28 protein-coding genes are annotated in these 25,502 nt (G+C 47.5%); 11 read left to right on the top strand and 17 right to left on the bottom strand.

Features of this window, described 5'->3' with window-relative positions:
• The first annotated feature begins 62 nt into the window (after positions 1-62).
• From HZB62_04410 to HZB62_04390, 5 genes are read left to right on the top strand one after another with little or no spacing between them, the layout of a single operon-like run.
• Complete coding sequence (locus HZB62_04410) at positions 63-545, top strand: DUF302 domain-containing protein (GenBank protein MBI5074396.1); 483 nt, start codon at positions 63-65, stop codon at positions 543-545.
• Positions 542-2,026 carry an RNB domain-containing ribonuclease gene (locus HZB62_04405; GenBank protein MBI5074395.1) on the top strand — a complete coding sequence of 495 codons (1,485 nt, stop codon included), beginning with the start codon at positions 542-544 and terminating at the stop codon, positions 2,024-2,026. The genes HZB62_04410 and HZB62_04405 overlap by 4 nt, the downstream gene beginning before the upstream one ends.
• A 42-nt stretch (positions 2,027-2,068) precedes the next feature.
• Positions 2,069-2,263 carry a hypothetical protein gene (locus HZB62_04400; protein ID MBI5074394.1) on the top strand — a complete coding sequence of 65 codons (195 nt, stop codon included), beginning with the start codon at positions 2,069-2,071 and terminating at the stop codon, positions 2,261-2,263.
• The gene (locus HZB62_04395; protein MBI5074393.1) at positions 2,264-2,539 is read left to right on the top strand and encodes an OsmC family protein; all 276 of its coding nucleotides are present in this window, start codon (positions 2,264-2,266) and stop codon (positions 2,537-2,539) included.
• A gap of 45 nt (positions 2,540-2,584) precedes the next feature.
• On the top strand, positions 2,585-3,109 hold the full coding sequence (locus HZB62_04390) for a peroxidase-related enzyme (GenBank protein ID MBI5074392.1): 525 nt from the start codon (positions 2,585-2,587) through the stop codon (positions 3,107-3,109).
• Between the two features lie 95 nt (positions 3,110-3,204).
• Here the strand turns inward: HZB62_04390 and HZB62_04385 are convergent, their stop codons facing one another.
• The 11 genes from HZB62_04385 to pal all read right to left on the bottom strand — a co-directional run bounded on the left by HZB62_04385 (position 3,205) and on the right by pal (position 16,081).
• Positions 3,205-4,416 carry a hypothetical protein gene (locus HZB62_04385; GenBank protein ID MBI5074391.1) on the bottom strand — a complete coding sequence of 404 codons (1,212 nt, stop codon included), beginning with the start codon at positions 4,414-4,416 and terminating at the stop codon, positions 3,205-3,207.
• Positions 4,417-4,636: 220 nt separating this feature from the next.
• Entirely contained in the window at positions 4,637-6,007 is a 1,371-nt protein-coding gene (locus tag HZB62_04380; GenBank protein ID MBI5074390.1) for a sigma-54-dependent Fis family transcriptional regulator, read from the bottom strand.
• Entirely contained in the window at positions 6,000-7,730 is a 1,731-nt protein-coding gene (locus HZB62_04375; protein ID MBI5074389.1) for a HAMP domain-containing protein, read from the bottom strand. Before HZB62_04375 ends, HZB62_04380 begins: the two co-directional genes overlap by 8 nt.
• Positions 7,731-7,738: 8 nt before the next feature.
• The gene (locus HZB62_04370) at positions 7,739-8,545 is read right to left on the bottom strand and encodes a phosphate ABC transporter substrate-binding protein (GenBank protein ID MBI5074388.1); all 807 of its coding nucleotides are present in this window, start codon (positions 8,543-8,545) and stop codon (positions 7,739-7,741) included.
• 243 nt (positions 8,546-8,788) lie between these two features.
• On the bottom strand, positions 8,789-9,223 hold the full coding sequence (locus HZB62_04365; GenBank protein ID MBI5074387.1) for a hypothetical protein: 435 nt from the start codon (positions 9,221-9,223) through the stop codon (positions 8,789-8,791).
• Positions 9,224-9,257: 34 nt separating this feature from the next.
• Positions 9,258-10,106, bottom strand: a complete 849-nt coding sequence (locus HZB62_04360; protein ID MBI5074386.1) for a hypothetical protein — start codon at positions 10,104-10,106, stop codon at positions 9,258-9,260.
• Between the two features lie 7 nt (positions 10,107-10,113).
• On the bottom strand, positions 10,114-12,222 hold the full coding sequence (locus tag HZB62_04355; GenBank protein MBI5074385.1) for a 4Fe-4S binding protein: 2,109 nt from the start codon (positions 12,220-12,222) through the stop codon (positions 10,114-10,116).
• On the bottom strand, positions 12,219-12,782 hold the full coding sequence (locus HZB62_04350) for a hypothetical protein (protein ID MBI5074384.1): 564 nt from the start codon (positions 12,780-12,782) through the stop codon (positions 12,219-12,221). The genes HZB62_04355 and HZB62_04350 overlap by 4 nt, the downstream gene beginning before the upstream one ends.
• Before the next feature lie 120 nt (positions 12,783-12,902).
• Positions 12,903-13,208 carry a hypothetical protein gene (locus HZB62_04345; GenBank protein ID MBI5074383.1) on the bottom strand — a complete coding sequence of 102 codons (306 nt, stop codon included), beginning with the start codon at positions 13,206-13,208 and terminating at the stop codon, positions 12,903-12,905.
• Between the two features lie 74 nt (positions 13,209-13,282).
• The gene (locus HZB62_04340; protein MBI5074382.1) at positions 13,283-15,490 is read right to left on the bottom strand and encodes a copper-translocating P-type ATPase; all 2,208 of its coding nucleotides are present in this window, start codon (positions 15,488-15,490) and stop codon (positions 13,283-13,285) included.
• Positions 15,491-15,517: 27 nt separating this feature from the next.
• On the bottom strand, positions 15,518-16,081 hold the full coding sequence (pal, locus tag HZB62_04335; protein ID MBI5074381.1) for a peptidoglycan-associated lipoprotein Pal: 564 nt from the start codon (positions 16,079-16,081) through the stop codon (positions 15,518-15,520).
• 234 nt (positions 16,082-16,315) lie between these two features.
• Here pal and HZB62_04330 point away from each other — a divergent pair, with 234 nt between their 5' ends.
• From HZB62_04330 to HZB62_04320, 3 genes are read left to right on the top strand one after another with little or no spacing between them, the layout of a single operon-like run.
• Positions 16,316-16,576: a type II toxin-antitoxin system prevent-host-death family antitoxin gene (locus HZB62_04330; protein ID MBI5074380.1), complete on the top strand. Its 261-nt coding sequence runs from the start codon at positions 16,316-16,318 to the stop codon at positions 16,574-16,576.
• Positions 16,573-16,998 (top strand): type II toxin-antitoxin system VapC family toxin, encoded by a 426-nt coding sequence (locus tag HZB62_04325; protein MBI5074379.1) that lies wholly within the window; start codon positions 16,573-16,575, stop codon positions 16,996-16,998. Before HZB62_04330 ends, HZB62_04325 begins: the two co-directional genes overlap by 4 nt.
• Before the next feature lie 33 nt (positions 16,999-17,031).
• Positions 17,032-18,237: a chloride channel protein gene (locus HZB62_04320; GenBank protein ID MBI5074378.1), complete on the top strand. Its 1,206-nt coding sequence runs from the start codon at positions 17,032-17,034 to the stop codon at positions 18,235-18,237.
• Here HZB62_04320 and HZB62_04315 read toward each other — a convergent pair.
• Both HZB62_04315 and HZB62_04310 read right to left on the bottom strand, forming a co-directional pair.
• Positions 18,215-18,880, bottom strand: coding sequence for a hypothetical protein (locus HZB62_04315; protein ID MBI5074377.1), 666 nt, complete (start codon positions 18,878-18,880; stop codon positions 18,215-18,217). The genes HZB62_04320 and HZB62_04315 overlap by 23 nt on opposite strands.
• 8 nt (positions 18,881-18,888) lie before the next feature.
• Positions 18,889-19,275 carry an ester cyclase gene (locus HZB62_04310; protein ID MBI5074376.1) on the bottom strand — a complete coding sequence of 129 codons (387 nt, stop codon included), beginning with the start codon at positions 19,273-19,275 and terminating at the stop codon, positions 18,889-18,891.
• Between the two features lie 166 nt (positions 19,276-19,441).
• On the opposite strand from HZB62_04310, the gene HZB62_04305 reads away from it, so the two are divergent.
• Positions 19,442-20,440: a sodium:calcium antiporter gene (locus tag HZB62_04305; protein ID MBI5074375.1), complete on the top strand. Its 999-nt coding sequence runs from the start codon at positions 19,442-19,444 to the stop codon at positions 20,438-20,440.
• A gap of 69 nt (positions 20,441-20,509) precedes the next feature.
• Here HZB62_04305 and trxB read toward each other — a convergent pair whose 3' ends face one another.
• From trxB to HZB62_04285, 4 genes are read right to left on the bottom strand one after another with little or no spacing between them, the layout of a single operon-like run.
• Positions 20,510-21,460: a thioredoxin-disulfide reductase gene (trxB, locus tag HZB62_04300; GenBank protein ID MBI5074374.1), complete on the bottom strand. Its 951-nt coding sequence runs from the start codon at positions 21,458-21,460 to the stop codon at positions 20,510-20,512.
• Positions 21,461-21,463: 3 nt separating this feature from the next.
• Positions 21,464-22,090: an LOG family protein gene (locus HZB62_04295; protein MBI5074373.1), complete on the bottom strand. Its 627-nt coding sequence runs from the start codon at positions 22,088-22,090 to the stop codon at positions 21,464-21,466.
• 26 nt (positions 22,091-22,116) lie between these two features.
• Positions 22,117-22,512: a FixH family protein gene (locus tag HZB62_04290; protein MBI5074372.1), complete on the bottom strand. Its 396-nt coding sequence runs from the start codon at positions 22,510-22,512 to the stop codon at positions 22,117-22,119.
• 19 nt (positions 22,513-22,531) lie between these two features.
• Entirely contained in the window at positions 22,532-22,765 is a 234-nt protein-coding gene (locus tag HZB62_04285; protein ID MBI5074371.1) for a heavy-metal-associated domain-containing protein, read from the bottom strand.
• Between the two features lie 293 nt (positions 22,766-23,058).
• On the opposite strand from HZB62_04285, the gene pgi reads away from it, so the two are divergent.
• Together pgi and HZB62_04275 are read left to right on the top strand one after the other, a co-directional pair.
• Positions 23,059-24,723: a glucose-6-phosphate isomerase gene (gene pgi, locus HZB62_04280; GenBank protein ID MBI5074370.1), complete on the top strand. Its 1,665-nt coding sequence runs from the start codon at positions 23,059-23,061 to the stop codon at positions 24,721-24,723.
• Positions 24,724-24,747: 24 nt separating this feature from the next.
• Positions 24,748-25,479 carry a TVP38/TMEM64 family protein gene (locus tag HZB62_04275; GenBank protein ID MBI5074369.1) on the top strand — a complete coding sequence of 244 codons (732 nt, stop codon included), beginning with the start codon at positions 24,748-24,750 and terminating at the stop codon, positions 25,477-25,479.
• Positions 25,480-25,502: the final 23 nt, after the last annotated feature.

Here is a 25,502-nt window from a genome sequence, read left to right as displayed (position 1 = left end):
TAGAGAAAATATTACTGGTGCTCAGTAAATACAAAAGAATAATCGACAGAAAGGAATTATATATGCGCTCTCATAAGACATTAATTGGATTGGCAATATTGCTTCTGGCAACCGCCTCACCGGCCAACGCAGCAGATGGCCTGGTGAATGTACAAAGCCCTCTTGGGTTTAGAAAGACAGCTGAACGTCTCGAATCAGTCCTGAAAGACAGAGGCATGACTTTATTTTCAAGAATCGATCATGCTGATAACGCAACAAGAGTTGGCAAGCAACTTCGACCTACCGAGCTATTTATCTACGGGAACCCCAGAGGCGGAACACTCCTTATGCTCTGCAATCAGCGATTTGGAATAGATCTCCCACTGAAGGTACTAGTATGGCAGGATAAGGAAGATAAGGTCTGGCTGACATACAATGGTCCTCGTTACCTGGCTGAGCGGCATGCAGTCACCAGGGAATGCGGGGAAATAATAAAAAAGATGGAGGATGACCTGCACTCTCTCATAGACGAGGTGACAGTAATTGGGTCGAAAAAGATAAAATGAATGATATTGACAGGAAACAGCATCGCCGTATTTTGCAACAGATAGCCCACAGGGTAATGCTTGAACGAGGTTTGCTCCCGGAATTCTCGCTGGAAGCGATTGCTCAACTTAATACCATTCAGTCGCCGGCGATGGTTACTGACGGGGAGGTCCGTGACCTCAGAAACGTTCTCTGGGTTTCTATAGACAATGACGATTCACGTGATCTTGATCAGCTGACTGCAGGCGAAGTATTGCCTGACGGCACGACCAGAATTCTGGTTGCTGTTGCGGATGTAGATGCCCTTGTCAAGAGCGGATCGGCGATTGATGGTCATGCCAGGTATAATACGACATCTGTCTATACTGCGGCCCAGATATTCCCTATGCTCCCCGAAAGACTTTCAACAGACCTCACTTCATTGAACCTCAATGAAGACCGGCTCGCCATTATTATTGATATGGTGATCTCTGCTGAGGGTACTCTCATGTCGTCCGAAATTTATCGGGCAATCGTGAGGAATAAGGCTAAGCTTGCTTACAACAGTGTTGCCGCGTGGCTGGAGGGCACGGGCGAAATACCTGAAGCCATAGCAGTAGTGACGGGTATTGATGAAAATATACGGCTTCAGGACCATGTCGCGCAGAAGATGAAGGCCTACAGGCATGAGCATGGCGCATTGAATTTTGAAACTATTCAGACCAGGGCGCTGTTTGACGGTGACGAAATCAGCGGCCTTGAGGAGCACAAGAGAAACAGGGCAAAAGATCTCATAGAAGACTTTATGGTGGCGGCAAACGGGGTGACGGCGCGTTATCTCGCTTCGCGTCAGTTTCCCTCCCTTCGACGTGTAGTTCGTACACCGAGGCGCTGGGAGAGAATTGTCGAAATCGCGGATGAGCATGGGTTCAGTCTTCCGGCCAAGGCAAACTCAAAGGCTCTTGAGCAGTTTCTTCTTAAGGCAAAGGCTGACGATCCGCTTAGGTTCCCTGACTTGTCGCTCTGTATTATTAAACTTTTGGGGAAGGGAGAATATGTTGCGGAGTTTCCTGGAGAGAGTGCGCCCGGACATTTCGGCCTTGCAGTAAAGGATTACTCACATTCGACAGCACCCAATCGAAGATATCCTGACATGATCACTCATCGATTGCTGAAGGCTGCTTTGAAAAAGTCTTCAGTCCCATATCATAATGACGAGTTGACAGAACTTGCCAGTCACTGCACAGAACAGGAGGATGCTGCTACAAAGGCGGAGCGACAGATTGGAAAATCGGCTGCAGCGCTTCTCCTTGAATCAAGGGTTGGTGAAAAGTTTGAAGCCATTGTTACAGGTGCTGCTCCCAAGGGCACCTGGGTTCGCATATTCAATCCCCCGATTGAGGGAAAACTGATACAGGGATTCAAGGGTGTCGATGTGGGCGATAAAATACGTGTTCAGCTTGTCCATACGGATGTAGATATGGGTTACATTGACTTCAAAAAGGTACACTCAAAACGATAAACAAAGAGAAAATAGTTCTTTGATATTTCACAGGAGAATGCAATGGGAGATATTGTTCATAAATCACGGATTACTATAGTCAGGGAGAATGGACCAACCAGGCGAGCTATTATCGAGGGGTTGGACGAGCCTGTCTACTATGGTGTCCATGGCGGGATAAAGAAGTTCTATAAGGTTGAGCCGGATAAGGAACACGCGGCCACGCTGGACCATATTGTCGCCGCAACAGCTGCCTGAATGATGGGCACACTGGCCACGGTGTTGGCCGGCACGAAGATTTTGATATCAAAGGATCGCTATAGGGCTGAGGTTGAGGGGTACATAGAAGATGTTGATGGAATACTCAGAATCACGCGGATAGAGGTGAAATATCAACTGAGGGTTCCTGCCGATCAGGCCGAAGCGGCATGGGAAGCATTTTCATCCTACCTGCACCTTTGCCCGGCGGCTCAAAGTGTAAAAGGTTGCATAGCAATAAAAGACGAGTTGATAATTGAAAGGACCGGTTTATGATATTGGAGATTTACTATAAATATAACTGAAAGGAGAAAATGTATCATGTCAAGAATTAAGTCACCCGAAATAGTATCAGAAGAAGCAAAGAGGATTTTCGATGAGATTAAAGGGGCCTTCGGTATGGTGCCGAATCTGTTTAAGACGTACGCACATTACCCACCTCTGCTTGAGGCAAACTGGAACAAGGTGAAGGCGGTCATGATGAATGGCTCTCTAAGTCCAAAGACAAAGCAGACCATTGCCGTGTTGGTCTCAAAAGACAATGCCTGTCAATACTGCATTGCCGCTCATATAGGGGCATTAAAATCTATCGGCGTTTCTGATGAAGAGATTAGCCGAATTGAGACGGACATCGCGAAAGCTGACTTCAGCGTAAAGGAGAGGGCACTCATCAGTTTTGCACGGAAAGCAAATCGTGACCCTCTCAGGATTCCGGACCCGGAGTTCGATATGCTGCGGCAAGTCGGAGCTTCGGACGCTGAAATAGTGGAAGCCCTGGGAGTTATGGAGGTATTCACCTCATTTAATAAATTTCTGGATTCGCTTCAGGTCGATATCGATTTCTGACGGCTAATGATAGAACTTGATTTGCTGTATAGATTTGGGAGCTGGGACAGATTTTGAAAAGGGAGTGGCCCAAGTTTCTGCTTGGGCCACCTCAATTAATGACTGTGTGTCTTGTATACTCCAGGCACCTCGAAGAGGTTTGTGTATGTATTGATTACCTGCGCTGCCTTGTCGCCAGTTGGAATTCCTTTTACGACTTCACGTGTCTGCATGTCGATAACATACAAAGCGCCGTCTGATGCATTCGTTGCATAAGCCTTCTTGCTGTCAGCGCTGAAAACGATATGGCCTACATGGTTGCCGTTGCCTACAGGAAGGTCTTTCAGCTTCAGGCCTGACTTGGCATCAACAATAGTTATGACATTGGAACCATAGGGGGTGAGCACGACATAGTTACCGTCAGGGGTCAGATACGGATGCCCAACGCCATTTGCAGCCTTGATGGTCCTCACGACCTTTTGCTGTGCAACATCGATGACAGCAACAGTTGATCCGCCGAACTTAGGACCAGGACCGCGATTACAGTAATAGAACAATTTCCCGTCCAGCGTGAAGATCCCGTGATGCCCTTCGATAACCTCGCCCTCAGACGTTGGTATCTCGATCTTTTTTACCTCCTTAAAGGTGGTCATGTCGACAATGGAGACAGACGGCTTGATTTTAGCAGCATCGTTGCCTTCGTACACTATCCAGACCTGCTTGTTGTCGGGTGTAGGAATGAAATAATGAGCTGGGCTGTCACCATCGATTGTTGCTGCGACCTCAAGAGACGGGATTTTCAGAACGTATGATTTCTTGTCGGCATAGTTCTGGACAAAGGCGAACTTGCTGTCCCAGGTAAATGCGGAGTGCATCATTAATGGACCCTTCTGCTCTTTATTAGCATGATCAACAGCAAAGGTCTTCAACTCTCTGTCAGTCTTGACATCAAAGAGGACCGCCTTCACCTCGCCGGTATGATTGATAAGCACATACTTGCCGTCAGGAGTTACCAGCGGATGCTTGACGTTCTTTCCTGTTTTGATATGTTTCAGGGTTTTGTGAGTCATTGCATCTATTACCGTGAAAGAGTCGCCTCCGTTTTCACCGACATAGATCTTTTTCATATCCGGGGTAAGGCAGGCAAGCCAGCCTGTAGCCCCGGTTTCGCAATGGCCGATAACCATGTCCTTCTGCGGATCAACAAAGGAAAGGGTCTTTGACGCCGCATTCGGCACGAAGATCCATTTTGCTACTGCTGCATACGCAAGGCTACTCAAACCAACTACAATCAAAGCAACAAGACAATACTTCAGAAATCTCCTCATACTTTACCTCCTTAGGTTGGTTTTGAATATTATGAAAGACAATAAGTAAGTTTTTTGTCACCTCCTCGCACAAGTCTGATAGCACCTATCATGCCAGAGGGGAGTTCTCAAATATATGGAATAGAAAAGGCTTGAAACAGGCTTATTACCGAGGGATGGGAACCTAACGCCTTTGGACTATGGGCAAAATACTAAGGCAAAATGCACTAATCAGCGCAATTTACTCTACGGATATGTCCATGGAATTGAGCTTCCTACGGAGGGTGCTGTAATCGATTCCGAGTATTCTGGCAGCCTTGCTCTTGTTGCCGCCTACGGACTTTAAGACCTCTGCAATATGAAGCTGTTCAAGATCGAAAAGGGTGAGGTTTTTTGGATACGCTGCAGCACTTGCCGGCAGTGCTGCACTTTCAGTTTTGATTTCATCGGGCAGGTCCTCCGTGGTGATGAGATGATCATCCGTCATCGTAATCGCCCTTTCAATAACATTCTCAAGCTCTCTCACATTGCCTTCCCATTTATATCTTTTGAGCAGCTCTTCTGCATCCTTGTTAATGCCTGAGATATTCCTCTCCATTTTGGAAGAGAATTTCTTGATAAAATGTCTGATGAGAAGCGAGATGTCTTCTTTTCTTTCCCGTAATGGCGGGATCTCGATGGGGATGACATTCAACCGGTAATAAAGGTCTTTTCTGAAGGCTCCCCTATCCACAACATCTTTAAGATATTCATTCGTAGCTGCAATAACCCTGACTTCAACGCCTATAGTCTCTTTACCTCCGAGCCTCATAAAGGTTCGCTCCTGCAAAAACCTGAGCAGCTTTACCTGCATCATCGGGCTTATGCTGCTGACTTCATCGAGGAATACAGTGCCTCCGTCAGCTGCCTCAAACAGGCCGGTTTTTCTGTTAACCGCCCCGGTGAATGCGCCTTTTTCGTAACCGAACAACTCGGACTCCAGGAGTTCGTCAGGCAGTGCGCCACAATTGATAGCTATGAATGGCCTCTGTGCCCTTTTGCTTCCATAATGGATTGCTCGTGCGACAAGCTCCTTGCCTGCGCCGCTTTCCCCTATGATCAGGACTGTACCGTCCGTGTCTTTGACTTTTTCTATCATGCTAAATACCTGGCCCATAGCTTGGCTTGAGCCAATGATCTCGCCTGAGCCCGGCAACCCTTCCAGCTGTCTTTTCAGGCCTATGTTTTCGAGTTTGAGGCTCCTTGTCTCTGCGGCCCGCCTGACAACGATCGCAATGTGTTCCGGGTCAAAGGGTTTCGGGATGAAATCATATGCGCCTGATCGTATGGCCTTTACCGCTGACTCGACAGACGAATAGGCAGTGATCACGATCACGAATATATTTCTGTCAACCTTGTGCGCCTCTTCGATCACACTGAAGCCGTCAATGTCCGGTAGCATAAGGTCGGTTATTACGATATCGACGGGGTCACCCCCGCGAAGTCTTTCTATTGCAGCAGAGGCATTGCTGAAGGTCTCAACAACACAGTTCTCCGGTTCAAGAGACCTCCTGATTATCTTCAGCATGGTCTCTTCGTCGTCTATGGCTACTACCCTGAGCGGCTTATCCATTTCTTTCTCCCAGGGGAAGCCTGATCCTGAAGGTGCTTCCATGTTCTTTTCCTCTCTCAGCAAAGATCTCGCCTCCGTGGTTCTGGACTATGCCGTAACTTATAGCAAGTCCGAGGCCAGTACCCTCGCCAACCGCCTTTGTCGTAAAGAACGGATAGAATATCTTGTCTTTGATCTCATGAGCGATGCCGGCACCATCGTCGGTTACGGATATCTCGGCTATGCGGTCATCTGTGATCAAAGTCTTGATTATTATTTTCCCTGATGAGTCGATTGACTGGACCGCGTTAAGCAGGATATTGCCCAGAACCTGGCTCATCTGGAGAGGATCGACAAGGATATCCTGAAGGCGGGGGTCAAGCTCCCTGTTGATCTCAATTTGTTTTGAGTTGGCCTGATGCCTAACAGTCTTCACAGCACCGTCAACAAGACTATCTATCGCTGTTAATTCCTTCCTCGGGGGGGACTGACGGGAATAGACAAGCAGGTCCTTGATTATATTTGCGCACCTGCCCGAATCCTTGATGATCGATTCAAGGTCCTCGCGCGCGGCAGTGTCTTCAGTATTTTTCAGTCTGAGCTTGGCAATACCGATCACATTGCCAATGGGGTTATTAATCTCGTGCGCAATACCAGCGGCAAACTTGCCTATGGCTGCAAGGCGCTCAGACTGATAAAGCCGCTCCTCCATACTCCTCATTTTTTCGAGATTCGCAGCCATTCGGTTAAACCCTTCCGAAAGCTCGCCGATTTCGTCCTTTGATGCAATCTCGATCCTGTGCCCGAACTCTCCCTTTCCAATTCTTTCGGCTCCTTCTCGTAGTTTTAGCACAGGCCGCATCACTTTGTTCAGGACAAGGAACAGAACAAAGACTGCACCTGCGGATATGGTCAGAATGAGAATCAAAAGGGTCAGATGCGTTTTCGAAATAATACCGGGCAGCCTGTCTTCCTGAATTATCATAATGGTTCCTATAGCGGTATTGCCCATATCACTGAGCGGGAACTTAATAAGCAGCTTGCCGGACAGGTCTTTTTCTGAAAGAGTCTTGCTATCCGTTTGCCCTTGAGTCTTTAGCGTGGAAGATATGACACTGCCTGCAGAATCGACAATAACAAGATCGGTGTTGCTCAGCTGCTTTATCTTGGAAAGCAGACTGTCATCGAGGAGTATGCCGGCTGTGATTGTGCCGATAGTTTGATTCTCATTGTAAAGGATAGGCGCAGATGCCTTAATGATGAATCCCTGCTTCGTGAGCATAATGCCGGACATTACCTTTCCCTGAAGAGCGCTTTTTATGAGCGAATCCTGTGACCTGTCATCGTTATACCTGTCAGGCGCTTCGGCAATGGCAACGACCCGGCCCCGAATATCACCGATCTCTATGGTGCTGACATCAAATGACTTAAATAGACGGGTTATAGCTCTCAAGGGATGCTCACGTTCACCGGAAAGCTCGGTGTGATAAAAGAGGCTGTCTTTTATCTCCCTATCATTGCTGAAAAGCTTTGTGTAATTCGTAAGTTTGCTTTGATAGTCATCAAAGAGCTTTGTGACAAGATTCTTCACACTCTCCAGATGGTTTTGTTGCTGGTTGAGAAGGGCGTCTCTGACAACGTAAGAAACGACGGGAAGAATTGTGACTGTGACGAGCAGGATGGTGACAACAATGATCGAGATGATCTTATATCTAATCGAAAGTTTATTCCATAGATCCTTCATTAAATCCTTTATTTCGCTTTGGCAAAGTTTTTGCCGATGATTGCTTGACCTTCAGCGCTCAGGACAAAGTCCATGAATTTCTTTGTGAGCCCATCCGGCTGTCCCTTCGTAATAATGTAAAGGTCACCTTTCAGGGGATACAAGCCTTTCTCAGTATTTTCAGGAGTGGCAGCGATCTTGTCAACGCTCACAATCTTGACCTTCGCCTCTTGTGCGAACACCCTGGGAGCAATACCTATCGCGCCTGGAAACTTCTCAACATATTCGACAACTTCTTTGTCTGTCTTTACGATAATCGCTTTCTTTGCTACTGGCCCTTTTATGCCTAACACTTCCCTTACAGGTTCCGCCATATCCCTGCAATGGTCCCTGAAAACCAGGGCAATCGGTTTGTCCTGTCCGCCGACCTGCTTCCAGTTGGTGATCCTGCCGTTATGGATGTCTGCTACCTGTTTTAGGGTAAGGTTGTTCAGCGGGTTCTTGGGATGCAGCATAACCGCCTTGATATCAACCGCAACCTTATGCTGGATCAGGTTAAGTTTCCTCGCCTTCTCAGGCGGTAAAGGGCAGCATAGTCCCCCCATCTCGTGCTCGCCCTTAACCACAACCGCAATTCCGTCAGCGCACCCACCGCCTTTGACATAAACATGAACACCATATTTTTTCTCAAAAGCCTTTGCCAGGTCTTCAAGTGCCCCGTGGGTGAGGATATGAGTACCCTGATAGCCTATGTCTGACGATGAGGCGGAAGAAATTCCTGTTGATGGAAAGATGCTCACAAGACAAGCCAGTGTTATTATTAAGGTAAGCCTCATTATTTGTATTATAAGAACTGCAGGAAATATTTGCATTTAATCTTTTCATGGCAAGGTGATGGAGTGCTTCTTTAGGTTGGATTTATTGTCAGCTCGTTAGTAACCCATTGTATTAGACAATAAAAAACATTCAGAAGGACTGAACTCAGACGGAAAGGTAAGCCCGAATATACTTTAATGTCAGTAGTTGCGCCGACAGCTCCAGACATGCCCCTCTTGGGAGTCTGGAGCTGTTTTTAGATATCATTTTTCCTTCAATTTCGTAAGTAAATCGTCAATATTCTGATGAAGCATATGAAGTTCTGTCTCGCTTGCAACACCATTGTTCATGATATCTGACAATCGGAGAGTGTATGTCGAAACAGCATCAAGAGCATCAGCAATTTGTTTCATCTGTTGAGAGGTCATCTCCCCGGTCATTTTCAGGCTGATCAGCCGCATTGTATCAGAAACTGTCTGCGTCATAGGCACGAGATGGCCGGTCATTTCCTTGCCCTTGAACTCAGCCGTGTTGCTCCCCTGCATATTATGATCATGGCCTGTCATTTGCTGCTGGTTGGCAGCGCTATCAGATGTCCTGCTTTTGCAATGCTCTCTGGGCGTCTGCCTTTCTTCAGCCGAACTGAAAGAAGCTATTCCAAGTGCAAGGGCAATTGCCATAATAATTATTCTGCTCATCTCATTTCTCCTTATAGTATGTCTGCGGTTATTCTTAGTCAGCGGGTCTGATGGAATTAATGAATCCATCTCCTGCGGCCGGCTCTTCAAGAGCCTCTACAACCAGATCAATCCTTCTTGTTATTCCCTTATGCCTGAATTCAGCAAATGCAGCATGCTTCCCCGGCCTCATGAAGACCATGCTAACAGCCACTTCCGGCCCGCCAAGATTCTGCTTTGGAGTTGCATAGACAAATTCTTTCAGGTCTTCGTCCCATGTGGCCACCTGCATGTCAAACCCGTCGACCTTATCAATGTCTTTTAAGGGCTCACCCCTGTATTGAATGTCATAGAGCAGCGTGAAAACATGCTTTGTATAAATCTTCCTGGGGATGACCTTAACGGTAACATGATACTCTTCATCACCGGGCTTTGTATCAGAGATCGGTCCTGATTTATCTCCTTTCACCTTGATATTCTTGCCTATACTTACCCAGCCGTTACTGGCTTCGAAGACTATCTCTACCTTGTAATTATCTGTTAGATGTGGATTAAATCTGAAAGTATATTTCCCTGTCACATCCTTGTCGGGCCTTATATGAGCATAGTCATGCAGGTCCTCGTCGGCGATAAAGACATGTATATTGCTTATTTTCTCGCCTAATGGTGGACGTACAACAAGCCCAAAGGTATTATCTGTACCAGCTACTAAATTGTCATGCTCCAAAACAACCTCATAATCCTTCGGATTTCTGTTGACCTTCCATATATAAGGTTTTTCATTATGAGTGTCAGGAATAATGAGGACCTCCTGCTCAAGATCGAGCTCGGCAAATGCTGGTGCGGAGATGACAAAGAACAGAGCGATCACAGATAGAACAGTAATTTTATTCAATTCATTCATGGAATCCTCAATGTGTGTGTCGCATGGCCATAGGCTGGCCAAGGATAAAAGTATTTATGAGCATGAAGAAAACAGCCAGCGCTGCCATTGGGATAAAAGCACGCAGAGCCTTATCTCCATAGTATCTGACTGCTATCCGATATCCGGCGTACAGCGAAAATATATTGAGAATCGCCAAAATAAGCATCTGCAGCCAGAATATGGCCTCATTACCCATCAATGGCGTTACATTCCAATCGGGTGTTCCGAGATTCAGTCCTGTGTATTCATTGGCGAGCCTTTGAAAGGCAGGAATGATACCGGGCCCCTCCTTGAACATATGGGAGATATTATGGGCGAGGTGCATGGATAATCCGACAGGGATAAACATATACGCGAATTGAATAACCGCATCCTTCAGACCAAGAGGAGAATCCGGCCCTGTTGTCTTCCTGACAATCAGTGAGGTCAGTCCGAGCAGCAATAGTGGGATAAAAAGCGAACCGGTAGTCATCACCACAAGAAAAGTGGCCTTTTCCCTTATGATATGAGAGGTTATCCCAAGAGTGTCAAAAGGCAGCATTTTGCTGACAACATCCATCCAGTGGTGCCAGGGTTCTATCATTTCCCCGGTCACAATGATGGTCATTCCCACAAGTACCAGCGCAAGAAATGCCTCGTCAATGTATCCCTTAGACGAAATCCAGAGGTCCTTTGCAAAACTTCTGAACCTGATGACGATATTATCCTGAGAACATGACTTGACGCATTCGCTGCAGAAGTTGCAATAGTTGTTCCTGTCGAGCGTCATGGGTGTCACAAACATGGGACAGGGATTTGATTTGTCTGTCCCCTTGATGCATTCCTTAACCTTGTGCTCTCTGCAGACATCCATGCAGCGGTTTCTGAGCTCCACTGGGCTGAACATCGAATAAAGTCCGATCAGACCTCCAATAGGGCAGACATATCGGCAGAAAGAACGGCCCTTGAATACAACAGACATGGACATGGCGACACCAAAGAATCCAAGAAGAAGAAAGGCTGTAAGAGAAGGCTTATTTACAATACCACTAAAGCTATCCCACCAGGTGAGGCCAAAGAAAATGAAGCTCGACAGCCATATGTTTCTTACCGGTTTCGGAAAGTCCCGATTAAGGCTGAACAGGCGCCCCAGCCAGTCCTGGATGGCACCAAAGGGACACATCATGCACCATACTCTCCCGACAAATACAAAGGTAAAGATGATGGCCGCCCACCAGATCGTCCACATAAGAATCGTGGCGATGTTCCTGTCGCCCTGCTGGATATCAAAAAGACCGGCTATGATAATCAGAATAAAGAACAGTAATACGGGAATCTGGAATACTGGCTGAAACCAGGCAGATTTGAAAAACTTTTTGATCCAGGGAATATCGAGGATATTAAGCTTCTGGCCTGCGCTGATTTTTGCGGCCTTCCGCTGGGCGATGATCCAGACCGCTGCGATACCGCAAAAAAGGATCAGAGACATGACCGCTGCCATTCTGTAAAAAGCTGCCTTTGAAGCCTCATGATAGGGCAGTGTACCGCCATAGACAAGAGGTTCTTTAAACTTCTTCCCGCCAAGAGATGTTATTGCTATGGTGTAGGTATAGTCACCCTTTTCCAGTATGGGATATACAGCAGCATAACTGCCTGCCTTCTGTTGTGGTTCGGCTTTCACAAACGTGGAAAGATCCACTGACATGTCTGACTGTGCAGATTCTCCAAAATCCAGACCTGCTTCTGACGAGGTGCTGCCTTTCGTCATCGCATTCATGTCATGGCCGGCATGAGACAGCTGGCTGGGTGCGGGACCGGCAACTGACATGTCACTCATGTTGTGTCCGGAGTGAGGCGGTTGGCCGGATGCCTTTTCAAGAAATATGTATATGCCGGCATCAAGCATTGGGTTTCCGCTCATGACATCCGTCAATTCGATAACTACTTCCGGGGTCTTGCCGGACACAAACGATTCAGGCACTATCGATAGTCTTGCCTTGGCCTTGTCAATACGGAATTCCTGCTGACCGGATGAGGTCCCGTGGCCTTCGCTGCCAATGGCGTTACTTCCAGCGGCAAATAAGCAGAAAATGATTACTGCAACGATTTTTTTCATTTCTTTTTGAAAAGCTCATTAATGATGAGCATACCTCTCCGGACTCCTGAGGCAATAGCCTGAGCAGACTTATCTGTCCCTGCTGGGGCGGTAATGTCAGAGTCTACCTTGAAATGGTCAGTTGCCTTCTTTCCCTCGAACTGCTTAAGGAAAGCCTGCTGAGTAATCTTCGAGGACTCCTTGTTTTCAAAGATCAGCACCTTCATTAGGTCACCCTTGCCGCTTACTACCAAACCGACTTCAATTTTCCCGCCATCGCCATGGGCGTCAATAAACAACAAAGCTCCCGCTTTACGCGGGGGAGCATCAGGAGTGTTTTTCACAATCGCGAAATATATCGAGGGTTTCAGGTCCTCTTCAGGAAGCTTTATTCCCAATGCCTTCTCGATATTCGCACGTTGCGCATCAGAGACATATAGGTTCTTCTGCTCAAATGATTCAGCCTGTGGGAATAATGCCTTGAGCTTTTCACCTGGCCAGACAAGATCATGTCCGAACGCGGCAGAACCGATAACCACAAAACCGAGGACTAGCACCACTATTGCGACAAACTTATTCATGATACTACTCTTGTCTCCTTATCTTTTAAATTCCTTTTCTACCGTATCCCGGATCTGTTTCACTGAGTATCCTTTTTTGTAAAGCTCGAAGGCCCGCAGGGCCTCCCCGAGACAGATATCTCAGACAGAAGCATGGTTGTCAACGTAGCAACTTAACAGGCTCTTATGCCTGAACGTCGGAGATTCCTTGCACATGCAGAAACAGTAGATACTGTCCAACACCCACGGTATTTCTTTTGCAACTCTGTAAGCCTCTTTCACGCGGGCGTCGTTAAATAGTTCCGGGGCCAGCGTTACCCTTGTCTCACCCTTGCGCAGAGATTCGTCCTTTGCAACCGCACTTTGCTTCTGAGCCGCCTCAACGCCGACAGCAAAACATACAAGAATAAACGGTAAAACAAGAAATCTCAGTCCTGATATCTTCATAGGTTCTCACCTCCTTAATCTATAGCTTCATAATAAAACTTAATATTGAATAAATAATGAACATCAGAGCTGATTCACAGTTTCGCCCGCCTCAACCGCAGGGCATTGATTACGACCGACACGGAACTGAAGCTCATCGCTGCAGCTGCGAATATCGGACTTAGGAGAATACCGACAAAAGGGTAGAGAACTCCTGCGGCGATAGGAACACCGAGGGCGTTGTAGGCAAAGGCCCAGAAGAGGTTCTGCTTGATATTGCGCATAGTGGCCCTGCTCAATCTTCGCGCCCGTACTATTCCTCTGAGATCGCCTTTCACCAGGGTCACCCCAGCGCTCTGCATCGCCACATCAGTTCCGGTCCCCATCGCGATCCCGACATGAGCTTGGGCAAGGGCTGGAGCGTCATTGATACCGTCTCCAGCCATGGCTACAATCTTTCCCTCAGCCTGGAGCTTTTTCACAATCTCTGCCTTCTGGTCGGGCAGGATCTCGGCGATCACTTCGTCGATACCGAGCTTTTTCCCAACAGCTTCAGCAGTTGTCCTGCTGTCACCCGTGAGCATAACCACCCTTATTCCTTCCTGATGAAGCTTCTCGATAGCTTCGGCAGTTGTTGCCTTGATCGGGTCTGCCACACCAAGAAGCCCTGCGGCCTTTCCATCCACTGCGACGAACATGACGGTTTGCCCCTCCTTGCGCATGGCCTCCGCCTTGTCCCGGAGTTCGCCTGGTGAGACGCCTAGTTCATCAAAGAGCGTGCGGTTTCCGAGAGCGACTTTTCTCCCTTCTATCAGACCTGTTACCCCGCGGCCGGTGAGCGATTCAAAATACTCAACCTTTGAGGGAGAAATATTCTTTATCTTTGTGCCGGCAATGATCGCTGCAGCCAGCGGGTGCTCGCTCCCCATCTCGATGCTTGCAGTCAAGTGAAGAAGCGTCTCCTCGTCAAAACCAGACGCAGGGAGGACACTGACCAACTTCGGCTTGCCTTCGGTGAGCGTGCCGGTCTTGTCCGTGACAAGGGTATCAACTGTCTTCATTACCTCTATCGCTTCTGCGTTCTTAAATAGCACTCCTCCCGTTGCCCCCTTGCCCATAGCAACCATGATCGACATCGGCGTTGCCAGACCAAGGGCGCAGGGGCAGGCGATAATCAGCACTGCAACTGCGTTGACGAGGGCATAGGCCATACGCGGCTCAGGCCCGAGCCATGCCCAGACCACAAAGGTGAGAATCGCGATGCTCACTACGATCTGGACAAAATAGCCAGCAACGGTGTCCGCCAATTTCTGGATCGGCGCACGGCTCCTCTGAGCCTCAGCCACCATATTGACAATCTGGGCCAGAAGTGTCTCGGCCCCGACCTTTTCTGCCTTCATTATCAGCGTTCCTGTTCCGTTTACGGTTGCGCCGATCACCCGGTCACCGGACTGCTTCATAACCGGAATCGGCTCACCGGAGATCATGGATTCATTCACGCTGCTAGCTCCTTCAGTGACAGTGCCATCAACAGGAATCTTTTCACCGGGCCTGACACGCAGTAGATCCTCCGGCTTAATTTGATCAAGAGGAACATCCTCTTCATTGCCGTCAGTAATCCTGCGGGCGGTCTTCGGGGCAAGGCCGAGGAGGGCCTTAATCGCTGCGCCTGTCCGTGTTCTCGCCCTGAGTTCCATCACTTGGCCGAGCAGTACAAGCGTGACGATGACAGCGGCAGCCTCGAAATACATACCAACTTCACCGCTTTCACCACGAACCGACTTCGGGAAGAGTCCGGGAAACAAAGCAGCCACAATGCTATATATGTAAGCAACGCCGACGCCGAGCCCGATCAGGGTGAACATGTTCGGGTTCCAGGTGACGACCGACTGCCAGCCCCTGACAAAGAACGGCCATGCTCCCCAGAGTACCACCGGCGTCGCAAGAACAAGTTCCAGCCATTTCATAAGTGCCGGCGAGAGGAGATTGTCTATGGCTGAGAGACCAGGGATGAGATGGCGCATGGCGATCATGACCAAGGGAATAGTAAGCACAACACTGACCTTAAACCGCCGCGTCATATCGATAAGTTCCGGACTATCCCCTTCTTCTGAGGTTATCGTTTTTGGCTCCAGCGCCATTCCGCAGATAGGACAACTTCCGGGCGCTTCGCGAATGATTTCCGGATGCATCGGACACGTCCATTCGGTCTTGGTCACGCCAGCAGAAGGATTCAAAGGCTCAAGAGCCATTCCGCATTTGGGACAGGCACCAGGACTTGCCAGTCTGACTTCTGGATGCATGGGACAGGTAAACACAGAATAATCTCTTTACTTAGCTCCCGAGCTCAAAACAACAAAATGGGCCCGTCTGTTCTTTGCCCAGCACTCCTCGGTAATCTCTTTGCACAGGGGGCGTTCCTCACCGTAACTGATAGTATCAAGCTTTTTTGTGGGTACACCCATGGATACCAAATAGTCTTTGACTGCCTTTGCCCTTCGGTCACCAAGAGCAAGATTATATTCATTAGTCCCTCTTTCATCACAATGGCCTTCAATGGATATCCTGGCTTCAGGATACTTTGACAGAAAATCCGTCACGCTACGGAGTGTCGGCTTGAATGTATCCCTAACATCATATTTATCGTAGTCAAACAGAAGATCAGAGAACATGTTGTCCTGGACAGTGGCCTTAGTCGACGCATTGTTTTTGGAATCTATCGATTCAACAGGTATGGCAGGTATCTTTTCAGTCTTTTTTAGGTCGCTAACATCAGATTTCTGATACTGCTTGTCTGCTAAATTCTCCTGCCCGTCAGGTTTGGTTGTTGCTTTGTGACTACATCCAGCAATTATGAGAAGTGAGATGACGATAAGGACTAATATTTTTTTCATGCTTTCCTCCAGGTTGATTGGGATTGAGATTCTGCTCTTAATTGATAGAATGATCGCCCTACGGCGGATTAGCATAATGACTCGTCATTTTTCCGTCAGGACATCCTAATAGATAGCCAGAATATCTAAACTAAAAATCAATTGATTCATAATTATTATGATACTACAAAAGAATTGAGAAAAAGCAACAAAGTAGTTATAATGTAGCTACAATACTGTAATAGAGAGGATTCAATGGAACACGCTGGCATTCGTGAACTGAAAAATAAGCTTAGCAGTTATATCAGCAAGGTGCGAGAGGGAGAAAGTTTGATCGTAACAGATCACGGGATAGAGGTTGCTGTAATTAGCCCAGTATCTCTGGAGAGACGCTGCATGATATCCCTTGTAAAAGATGGACAAGCCCAGTGGTCCGGGGGAAGGCCCAAAGGATGTGAAGGTATCAAGGTTAAGGGTAAATCATTGTCCGGGACTATATTGGAGGAAAGGCAATGATTCTCTATTTGGGGACAACCAGCCTTATTAAGTTGTATGTTGAAGACGAACAGACTGCTATTGTGCGACAGTGGGCGGCTAACGCCGAGATAATTGCAACTTGCAGGGTTGCATATGCCGAAGTGGTCGCAGCACTTGATAAACGCCACAAAAATGGCGATTTAGCTTCTGCTGCATATAAACGAATATACGAGGCCTTTACAACCGACTGGGCCGACATTGCCGTAGTAGACTTCAATGATCTTGACTCAGGACAGCTGATAAAAAAACATCGGCTAAACAGATTGGCGGCGATGCATTTATCCGCGGTAAAAATTATTCAATCAGCTGGCCCGGGTGTCACAGTTGCTTTTTCTTCAACAGATGATGCACTCTGCCGGGCTGCAGAAATCGAAGGATTAAAGGTCCTGTCCTTCCATTGAAACCCAATGGCGGAAAGAGGAACATGCCATCCGATGTCTATAAGAATTACTCCTGTGAGAAAACGTGAGGATTACAAATTGAAGAGGCATGTCGTTGAGGAGTCAGTTCTTTTTATCAGTATTCTAAAGTGGCTTTTTCTCGCTACTTGCGTTGGCATTATTGTTGGCATTTCTACTGCTGTCTTTCTCGGGCTGCTTCACAAAGGTATAGCGCTTGTATCAGGTGTCCCGTACTATTATCTGCTCATCCCAGCTGGTCTTCTCGCGAGCACACTGTTGGTAAAATATTTAGCGCCTGACGCGCGTGGCCATGGAACGGAGAAAATCATCGAAGCCGTGCATCAGAATTCCGGAACGATCAAGCTCTCCGTAGTACCGGTCAAACTTCTTGCGACAGTAATCACCATATCCTGCGGCGGCTCGGCCGGAAAAGAAGGGCCTGCTGCACAGATCGGCGCTGCACTTTGTTCAGGTTTTGCTGATCTCTTCAGATTTGGGAAGAGGGATCGAAGAAAGCTTGTTATCTGTGGAATTAGTGCAGGTTTTGCGACAGTCTTTGGCACACCAATCGCCGGAGCCATATTCGGGGTCGAGGTCCTGTTTGTTGGAGGGTTACTTTACGATGTCCTTCTGCCGTCTTTTGTCGCCGGTATCGTTGGCTACCAGGTATCGTCAGTTCTCGGTGTTGCATATTTCCATCAACCAATTAATTTCAGTCCCGTCTTCAGCAGTCTGTTTTTCCTGAAGGTCTGTGCGGCAGGTATATTCTTTGGCGTGTTCTCTCTTTTGTTCATAGAAATGTTGAAACTATTCGAAAGTATCAGCAAGAAAATGTCTATCAGAGAAGAATGGAAGGCTTTAATAGGGGGTTTATCTCTTGTAGTCCTGACATTTTTCATGTCAACGAGTTATCTTGGTCTTGGTCTTGAAATGATCAAGACCTCAGTGGAAGGCAGTCCAGTCCCTTGGTATGCCTCTGTCCTGAAAATGTTGTCTACCTCTGTGACTCTTAGTTTCGGCGGCAGCGGTGGGATTATTACCCCGATTTTTTTCGTAGGCTCGACAGCCGGAAATCTCCTTGGTCGCCTGCCGGGGTTCGATGTGTCGGTATTTTCGGCAATAGGTATGGTAAGCCTTCTTGCCGGGGCCGCTAATACCCCTATTTCTGCGAGCATTATGGCAGTCGAGCTTTTTGGGCGGCCGGTTGAGCAATGGGTTAGGCCGCGTGTGCATCGCTAATAATCTCGTCAATACGTTTCGTCAGCCTGTCAAACGGCGCAAAGCCTTTCGCGAGTCTCTTCAGGTTGCCCGACTCAGTAACTGCAAACAGCACCGGATAGCCATCTGTGATGGCTCTTGCGCGACCGAAATTCGCATGGGTAGTTTTTGCCATGAGAGCGGAGTCGAAGACGGTCCTGAACTCACATAGGTCGAAGCCGAATTTCTCGATCACGGGTTCGGCGGTTGCAAAGTCTGAGATGTTTCGGCCATGAATGAACTCCTGCGCCAAAAGGTCTTCCATGAATAAGATAAGGCGGTCTGAACGCAGGTGATTCGCTGTGTTTATAACACGACAGGGTACTTCACTATCGAGGTAACCGCCCTCTCCGATAACATCGGCAAAGTACGACTCGCTGACGGTAACGTCAGCGAGCTGCGAAATGCGCTCGCAGATTGATCGTTTTTCTGCGGCAAAAGCCTTTGAGGTAGCGATCTTTGGGACAAACAATCCACCAGGTAGCACATCGAATTTGATCCGATCATCGGCGCGGTAGTGCTCAAATAGCTTCCCGATCACCGCACCAAATCCGAAACACCACCCGCAGTGAGGATCCATCACATATAGCAGGATCATATTCTGCCTTTCGTTGCGCTCTACCATTTCTTTGGCTAAAACATCGTATTGTTATTCGCTGATTTTTCTGGGATTGCCGAGGTCACGTCCCAGTGTTCTACAATCTTTCCATTCTCAAACCGAAAGATGTCAATTGCCGCAGTTCCCATATCTTTTTCGTGTTGTTTGATAAACACGTGAGTAACAACGAAATCGTCCTCGGCAATGATGCGCTTGACTTCAGTGCGTAGGGAAGGGCAAGCACCGACCCATGCCTTTACAGCATCAATAAATGCTTGCGGTCCATCGGCGAAGTTAGGGTTGTGTTGTATGTACGTTTTCCCAACATAGCGAGCCACTGCCTCGTCCGGGCGCTTTTGATTGAATGCAAGATCGTAGAAGGCCGTTGCGGTGGCTTTGTTGTCCTGGATGTTACTGTTCATAGATTCCTCCTTTTATTTTATTGGCCAACTAATTACTATGCCATGCTGGCAATTAGTGACTTTCATGAATTGATGTTATCATAACCAGAAGCAGCTGCATAGAAAAATCCTCAATACACTGACATGAGCATCTCTGGCTAACAAACGGTAATGAAGGAATAAAACAATGCTTCTCTGGCTCGAATTCTTTGTCTGCACTGCTGCTATCGTCTATTCCGGCACAAGACTGTCGAAGTACGGCGATATGATAGCTGAAAAGACAGGGCTTGGCAGGGCCTGGATCGGCATTGTGCTCATGGCCTCTATTACCTCTCTCCCGGAACTTGTTACAGGAATAGGCTCTGTGACGTATGCCGGAGTTCCTGATATCGCAGTGGGTGATGTGTTAGGCAGTTGTGTCTTTAATATGTTTATCCTCGCAATCCTGGATACCATGTATCGTCCCTCACCAATATCCACCAAGGCGCATCAGGGGCATGTGCTCTCAGCAGCTTTCGGACTTCTTCTCTTGAGCATAGTATGCGTCAGTATGTTTCTGAGAGATCAGTTATCGCCCATCGGCTGGTTAGGTTCATACAGCTTCCTCTTTGTGATGATCTATTTTATTGCCATGAGACTGGTTTTCACTTACGAAAGACGAAAGATAGCGGAATTTCTGAAAGAAATGGCGGAGGAATTGCAGTACAAAGATATCAGTATAAAGACGGCTGTAATGAACTACGCCATAAATGCACTCATTGTGATCATCGCAGCCATTTTTCTCCCGAAAATCGGAGAAGGTATAGCAGTGTCAACCGGATTGGGCCAGACTTTTGTCGGCAATATCTTTATTGCTGTTTCAACTTCTCTGCCGGAGGTCGTCGTCTCGATCACTGCTGTCAGGATGGGGGCTGTTGATCTTGCAATCGGCAATCTCTTCGGCAGCAATATCTTCAATATCTTTATCCTTGCACTTGACGACATTCTCTTTCTCAAAGGCCCTCTGCTGTCATATACAAATCCTAATCACATAATATCGGCATTGGCGGCTATTGCAATGACCACTATTGCGATTATCGGACTGACCTACCGTGCAGAGAAGAAGAGATTGTTTGTGGCATGGGATTCCATGGGAATTCTCATGGTCTATGTGGCCAATTTGCTGCTGTTGTATATGCTGAAGTAGGGGCGATTCTGAAGAATGATCTCCTGCAGGTTTTTGGATTCGCTTCAGGTCGATATCGATTTCTGACTATCACCCGCAGTATCCGCACATTTCCAGCCAATGCTCGGCATCGATAGCTGCCATGGCACCGCTCGCGGCTGAAGTTATGGCCTGCCGATAGATATTGTCCTGTACCTCACCGCAGGCAAAAACACCTTCGACGCTTGTATTTGTAGTCCCCGGTTTAGTTACCAGATAACCATTTCTGTCTATATCGAGATCACCACTGAAAAGCTTAGTATTAGGGTTCCGTCCGATCGCTATGAAAACTCCTGAGCACTCAAGTGTTTCTGTTGCTCCTGTCACCAGATTCTTTGTCTCAATTCCAGTTACGCCGGTCGTTTCAGCCTCTCCATGGATAGCGTTCACGACGCTGTCCCATATGACCGTTATTTTGGGATGCATGACGACCCGGTCGCTCATTATCTTTGACGCCCGGAACTGATTCCTTCGGTGAACAATCGTTACTTTGGAACAGAGACGAGCGAGAAAAAGGGCCTCCTCCATGGCAGTGTCTCCACCCCCAACGACAATAACCTCTTTTCCACGGAAAAAATAGCCATCGCAGGTCGCGCAGGCACTGACGCCGCGGCCACGAAGTCTCACTTCTGCCTCAAGCCCCAGCCACTTATGAGATGATCCTGTAGCGATTATGATAGAACGGGCAGTCAGTATTTTCTGCCCATCTGTCCATATCCTAAAAGGTTTTTCAAGAAAATTTATCTTTTCAACCATCTCGGGGATCAACACAGTTCCAAATCGCAATGCCTGCTTGCGCATTGCGTCCATAAGGTCTTGGCCTGTGACCGCTTCGGGAAACCCCGGATAGTTTTCAACATCGGAAGTCGTTAGAAGCTGGCCACCGGACTCAATACCCTCTATTACTACAGGAGCAAGTTGGGCTCTTGCAGCATAGATTGCAGCAGTCAGGCCCGCAGGACCAGACCCTATGATAAGAATTCTGTGGATTTCATCATTCATTGGTCACCCCTTCGCTTTTTCAAACTCGACGCGGTATTTGTCATAATTTACACATACATGCTCCATGTGTAAACGGTCTTCATGAATTTGCCTGATAAGACTGAGGACTCGCTCAACGGAGGTGACATGAAAGATATTGTGAAGATCGGTACCGCTGAATAGCTCTTTTCCCAAAACCTCTGTTTTCAACCAAGTCAGAAGAGTAGTCCACATATTGCCATACAGAATAATCGGCGTCTCACACATCTGATGCACCTGAATAAGTTGCCAGGAATAAAAGAATTCAAGCAAAGTGCCTATGCCTCCAGGCGCCACGATTATCGCATCCGAAAGTGAAGCAAAAGAGTCCAGCCTGCTACTGAATCTGTCAAAATCCTGCTTGATATCGAGAAATTTATTGGTTTCCTGCTCAAAAGGAAGCGCTATGCGCAGTCCGATCGAATGTGTGCCATTTGCCGCACTCTTGTGTCCTGCATTGGCCGCTTGCATAATGCCCGGACCGCCTCCTGTCACAATGTCGAATCCGGATTCAGCCAATCCCCGCGCAATCTCGTAAATATCTCTATAAGCGGGATCACCCTCCCTGATTCTCGCTGATCCGAAAATTACTACCCTGTAGTGCGCATCCATGCAAACACCTCCCTGAAAGAATTCCCTTATTCAACGTCAACCGTGAGTCGCGCCAGCGCTGTTTCCCCGCCCCGAATTATTTTTATTGTTATGTTCCAGGGGCCTGGTAGGGAAAGGCTCATTTTACCTACAAATTTCCCGTTCTTCATAACGGTATCAGCCGTATAGTTCATCGGAGGCATGCCGCTTCTCGCCGGTCTGGAATATTCGACGACTACTATTGGATCACTGACACGGTTGCCGGATATATCGGTAATATCCACACTGACATTATTATCCCCTGCAACCGGTGGATTCTTGTCGCTTTTCATCACAACATTGCAACCGCCCACAACTTTATTGATCTCGTAATCCTTACCATGTGCGATGCCGATCGATAATAACACGACTGCTGTCAGGACGATATTGCTGATTGCTTTCATAGGAATTCCTCCAGAAGTTCTAAATATTATTGACATCCGCGTTCAGCAGACTATAACCGAATCTGCGAATGTTTTCCTCTGCTATTTCGACCAACGTTGCTGCGGATATTTTCGATTCGTCAAAGACAATTGCTATGGAACCGTTTTCTATGCCAAGAGAATCAATACCATCCATGTTTCCGATAAATCTTGTCAGAGCCAGAGAACATTCCGAACAATAATCCTTTTCTACGGATAAAAGCAGCTTTTTCATGACAATTCCTTTCCTCCATTATATACGGCTTAGACCAATTGTTGAATCAGCTTCTGCCCAGTCCCAATCATCTCTGATTAAAATGTAACGCCCCCTCGCTAATTAATCTGTAAGGGAACTTACTTTTTCAGTAAGAGCCTTGTTTATAAATGTTGCTATTCAGTGACCATGATAAAATTCTGATACTGTAAGCTCTCATACATATTGTTAGCCATAATTTCTGGTAGTATGCTGTCAAAGGATACGCGTTAAATGGACATGTGAATTTATGTCATCAGCAGAAGGAGGATGCTATGTTGTTCCATAAAAATCCCTTACAGGCGAATGCGTGGAAAAAGCTTGCAGATCATTACGAGGTGATGAGACAGATTGAGATGAAAACGCTGTTCTCCGTGGATAGTGACCGGTTTGGAAAGTATTCCATCTACTTTGAGGAAATGTTAGTCGATTATTCCAAAAATATCATAAGCGATGAAACCGTAGGTCTCCTGCTTGAACTTGCTGACGAGCTTGGGGTTGGAGCTGCGATAGGAAAGATGTTCTCGGGGGAGAAGATCAACGAGACCGAGAACCGTGCTGTCCTGCATGTGGCCCTCCGGAACCTGTCAGATACGCCTATACATCTCGACGGCAAGGACGTAATGCCCGAGGTGAATGCAGTTCTCAGGCAGATGGAGATTTTTTCAAATCGGGTTGGCTCAGGGGAATGGAAAGGTTATACGGGAAAGGCAATTACCGATATTGTGAACATAGGCATCGGCGGATCTGACCTCGGTCCGGTCATGGTGACCGAAGCGCTAAAGCCTTACCATAATCCCCGAATAACACCGCATTTTGTGTCGAATATCGACGGAACACATATTGTTGAGACCCTGAAGAATGTATCCCCTGAGACAACTCTCTTCATGATCGCGTCAAAGACGTTTACCACACAGGAAACGATGACGAATGCTTTGACCGCCAGAAAGTGGTTCCTTGATGCTGCCAGGGATGAAGACCATATCAAAAAGCATTTCGTGGCGCTTTCAACGAATGATAAGGAAGTAAGAAAGTTTGGAATTGCTCCGGAAAACATGTTCGTCTTTTGGGACTGGGTAGGGGGGCGGTATTCTCTCTGGTCGGCAATAGGCCTTCCAATTGCCTGTACTATCGGCTTTGACAATTTTAGGGAACTGCTTGCGGGCGGCCATGCAATGGACAGGCATTTTCGGGACACACCGTTTGAAAGAAATATCCCGGTTCTTCTTGGGCTGATTGGCATATGGTATAACAATCTTTTTGGAGCCCAGACACACGCTATTCTGCCGTATGACCAGTATATGCATCGGTTTCCTGCTTATTTTCAGCAGGGGGATATGGAGAGCAACGGAAAGTCAACTGACCGGGATGGCAAAAGAGCGACATATCAGACAGGACCGGTCATCTGGGGTGAGCCAGGCACTAACGGCCAGCATGCCTTTTACCAGTTAATTCATCAGGGAACAAAGATGATTCCCTGCGATTTTATCGCTCCTGCCTTCAGCCATAACCCGGTCGGCGATCACCATATGATCCTTTTATCAAATTTCTTTGCCCAGACAGAAGCGCTTATGTCCGGTAAAACAAGCGAAGAAGTTGAGTATGAGTTGCGAGATGCCGGCAAGAGCGATGTTGAGATTGCAAGGCTATCCCCTTTCAAAACCTTCACCGGCAACAGGCCCTCGAACTCGATTCTTATAAAAAAGCTGACCCCAAGAACTCTCGGCAGTCTCATAGCCATGTATGAGCACAAAATCTTTGTCCAGGGAGTGATCTGGAATATTTTCAGCTTTGATCAGTGGGGCGTTGAGCTCGGCAAACAGTTGGCCAAAAGGATTCTTCCGGAGCTTACAGGAGAGAAGCCTATATCCGACCACGATTCTTCAACCGCCGGACTGATCAGTGCGTGCAATAAAATGAGAAAGAATGGTTTTAAATAGATCAAGATCATTTTGTAGCCACTGATGGGACGCCGCAGGATAATAAAAGGTCTTGCACTGGCAGCGCTTGTTGTGATTCTTTTCATGGTGGAGTATCACTGGAAACTGTCATCGTATGTCAGCCAGGACCGTGTCCTTCAGGTGCTTTCATCGTCGGGGTCCTTCGCTCCGCTCGTATATATTGCACTGATGGCAGTAACGGAACTCAGTCCATTTCCCAATATGCCGATGGAAGTTGCTGCGGGCGCATATTTCGGCCCTGTGCTTGGTACGATTTATTCGGTATTGGGTACGACCGCTGGTGCGATTATCAGTTTCTCCATTGCACGTCTCCTCGGAAGAGACATTATAGAACGCTTCCTTGGCGGGCACATCAATTTCTGTACGGCCTGCTCCGATAAGTTACTGTTCAAGGTTGTTGTCTTTTCGCGTATTATGCCTGTTATTTCGTTTGACATCATCAGTTATGGGGCCGGTCTTACGATGATGTCTCTCAGAAGTTTTGCTTTGGCAACCCTGGTTGGATTTGTCCCTCTGGCATTTGTTTATAATTATTTCGGAACTATACTTGTTGTGAATACAGGAGTTGCCATTTCTTTTGGAGTCGTTATGGTGGCTATCTTTTTTCTTCTGCCCCTGTGGATTGAGAGGAATAATATCTTGAGGCTGAGGCCCCTGTTTCCTCATCTTCAGAAGAGTTCGCTTCAGGAAGGTGAACGGGCAGTGACCACCGGACAGGGGGAAAAGAGTGTATGACTATCGAAACCGATTTTGAGTGC

This window comes from Nitrospirota bacterium (assembly GCA_016214855.1).
Classification (GTDB): Bacteria; Nitrospirota; Thermodesulfovibrionia; order Thermodesulfovibrionales; family UBA6898; genus UBA6898.
The sequence above is the reverse complement of the archived record's forward strand: the minus strand, read 5'-3'. Positions and strand labels throughout refer to the sequence as shown.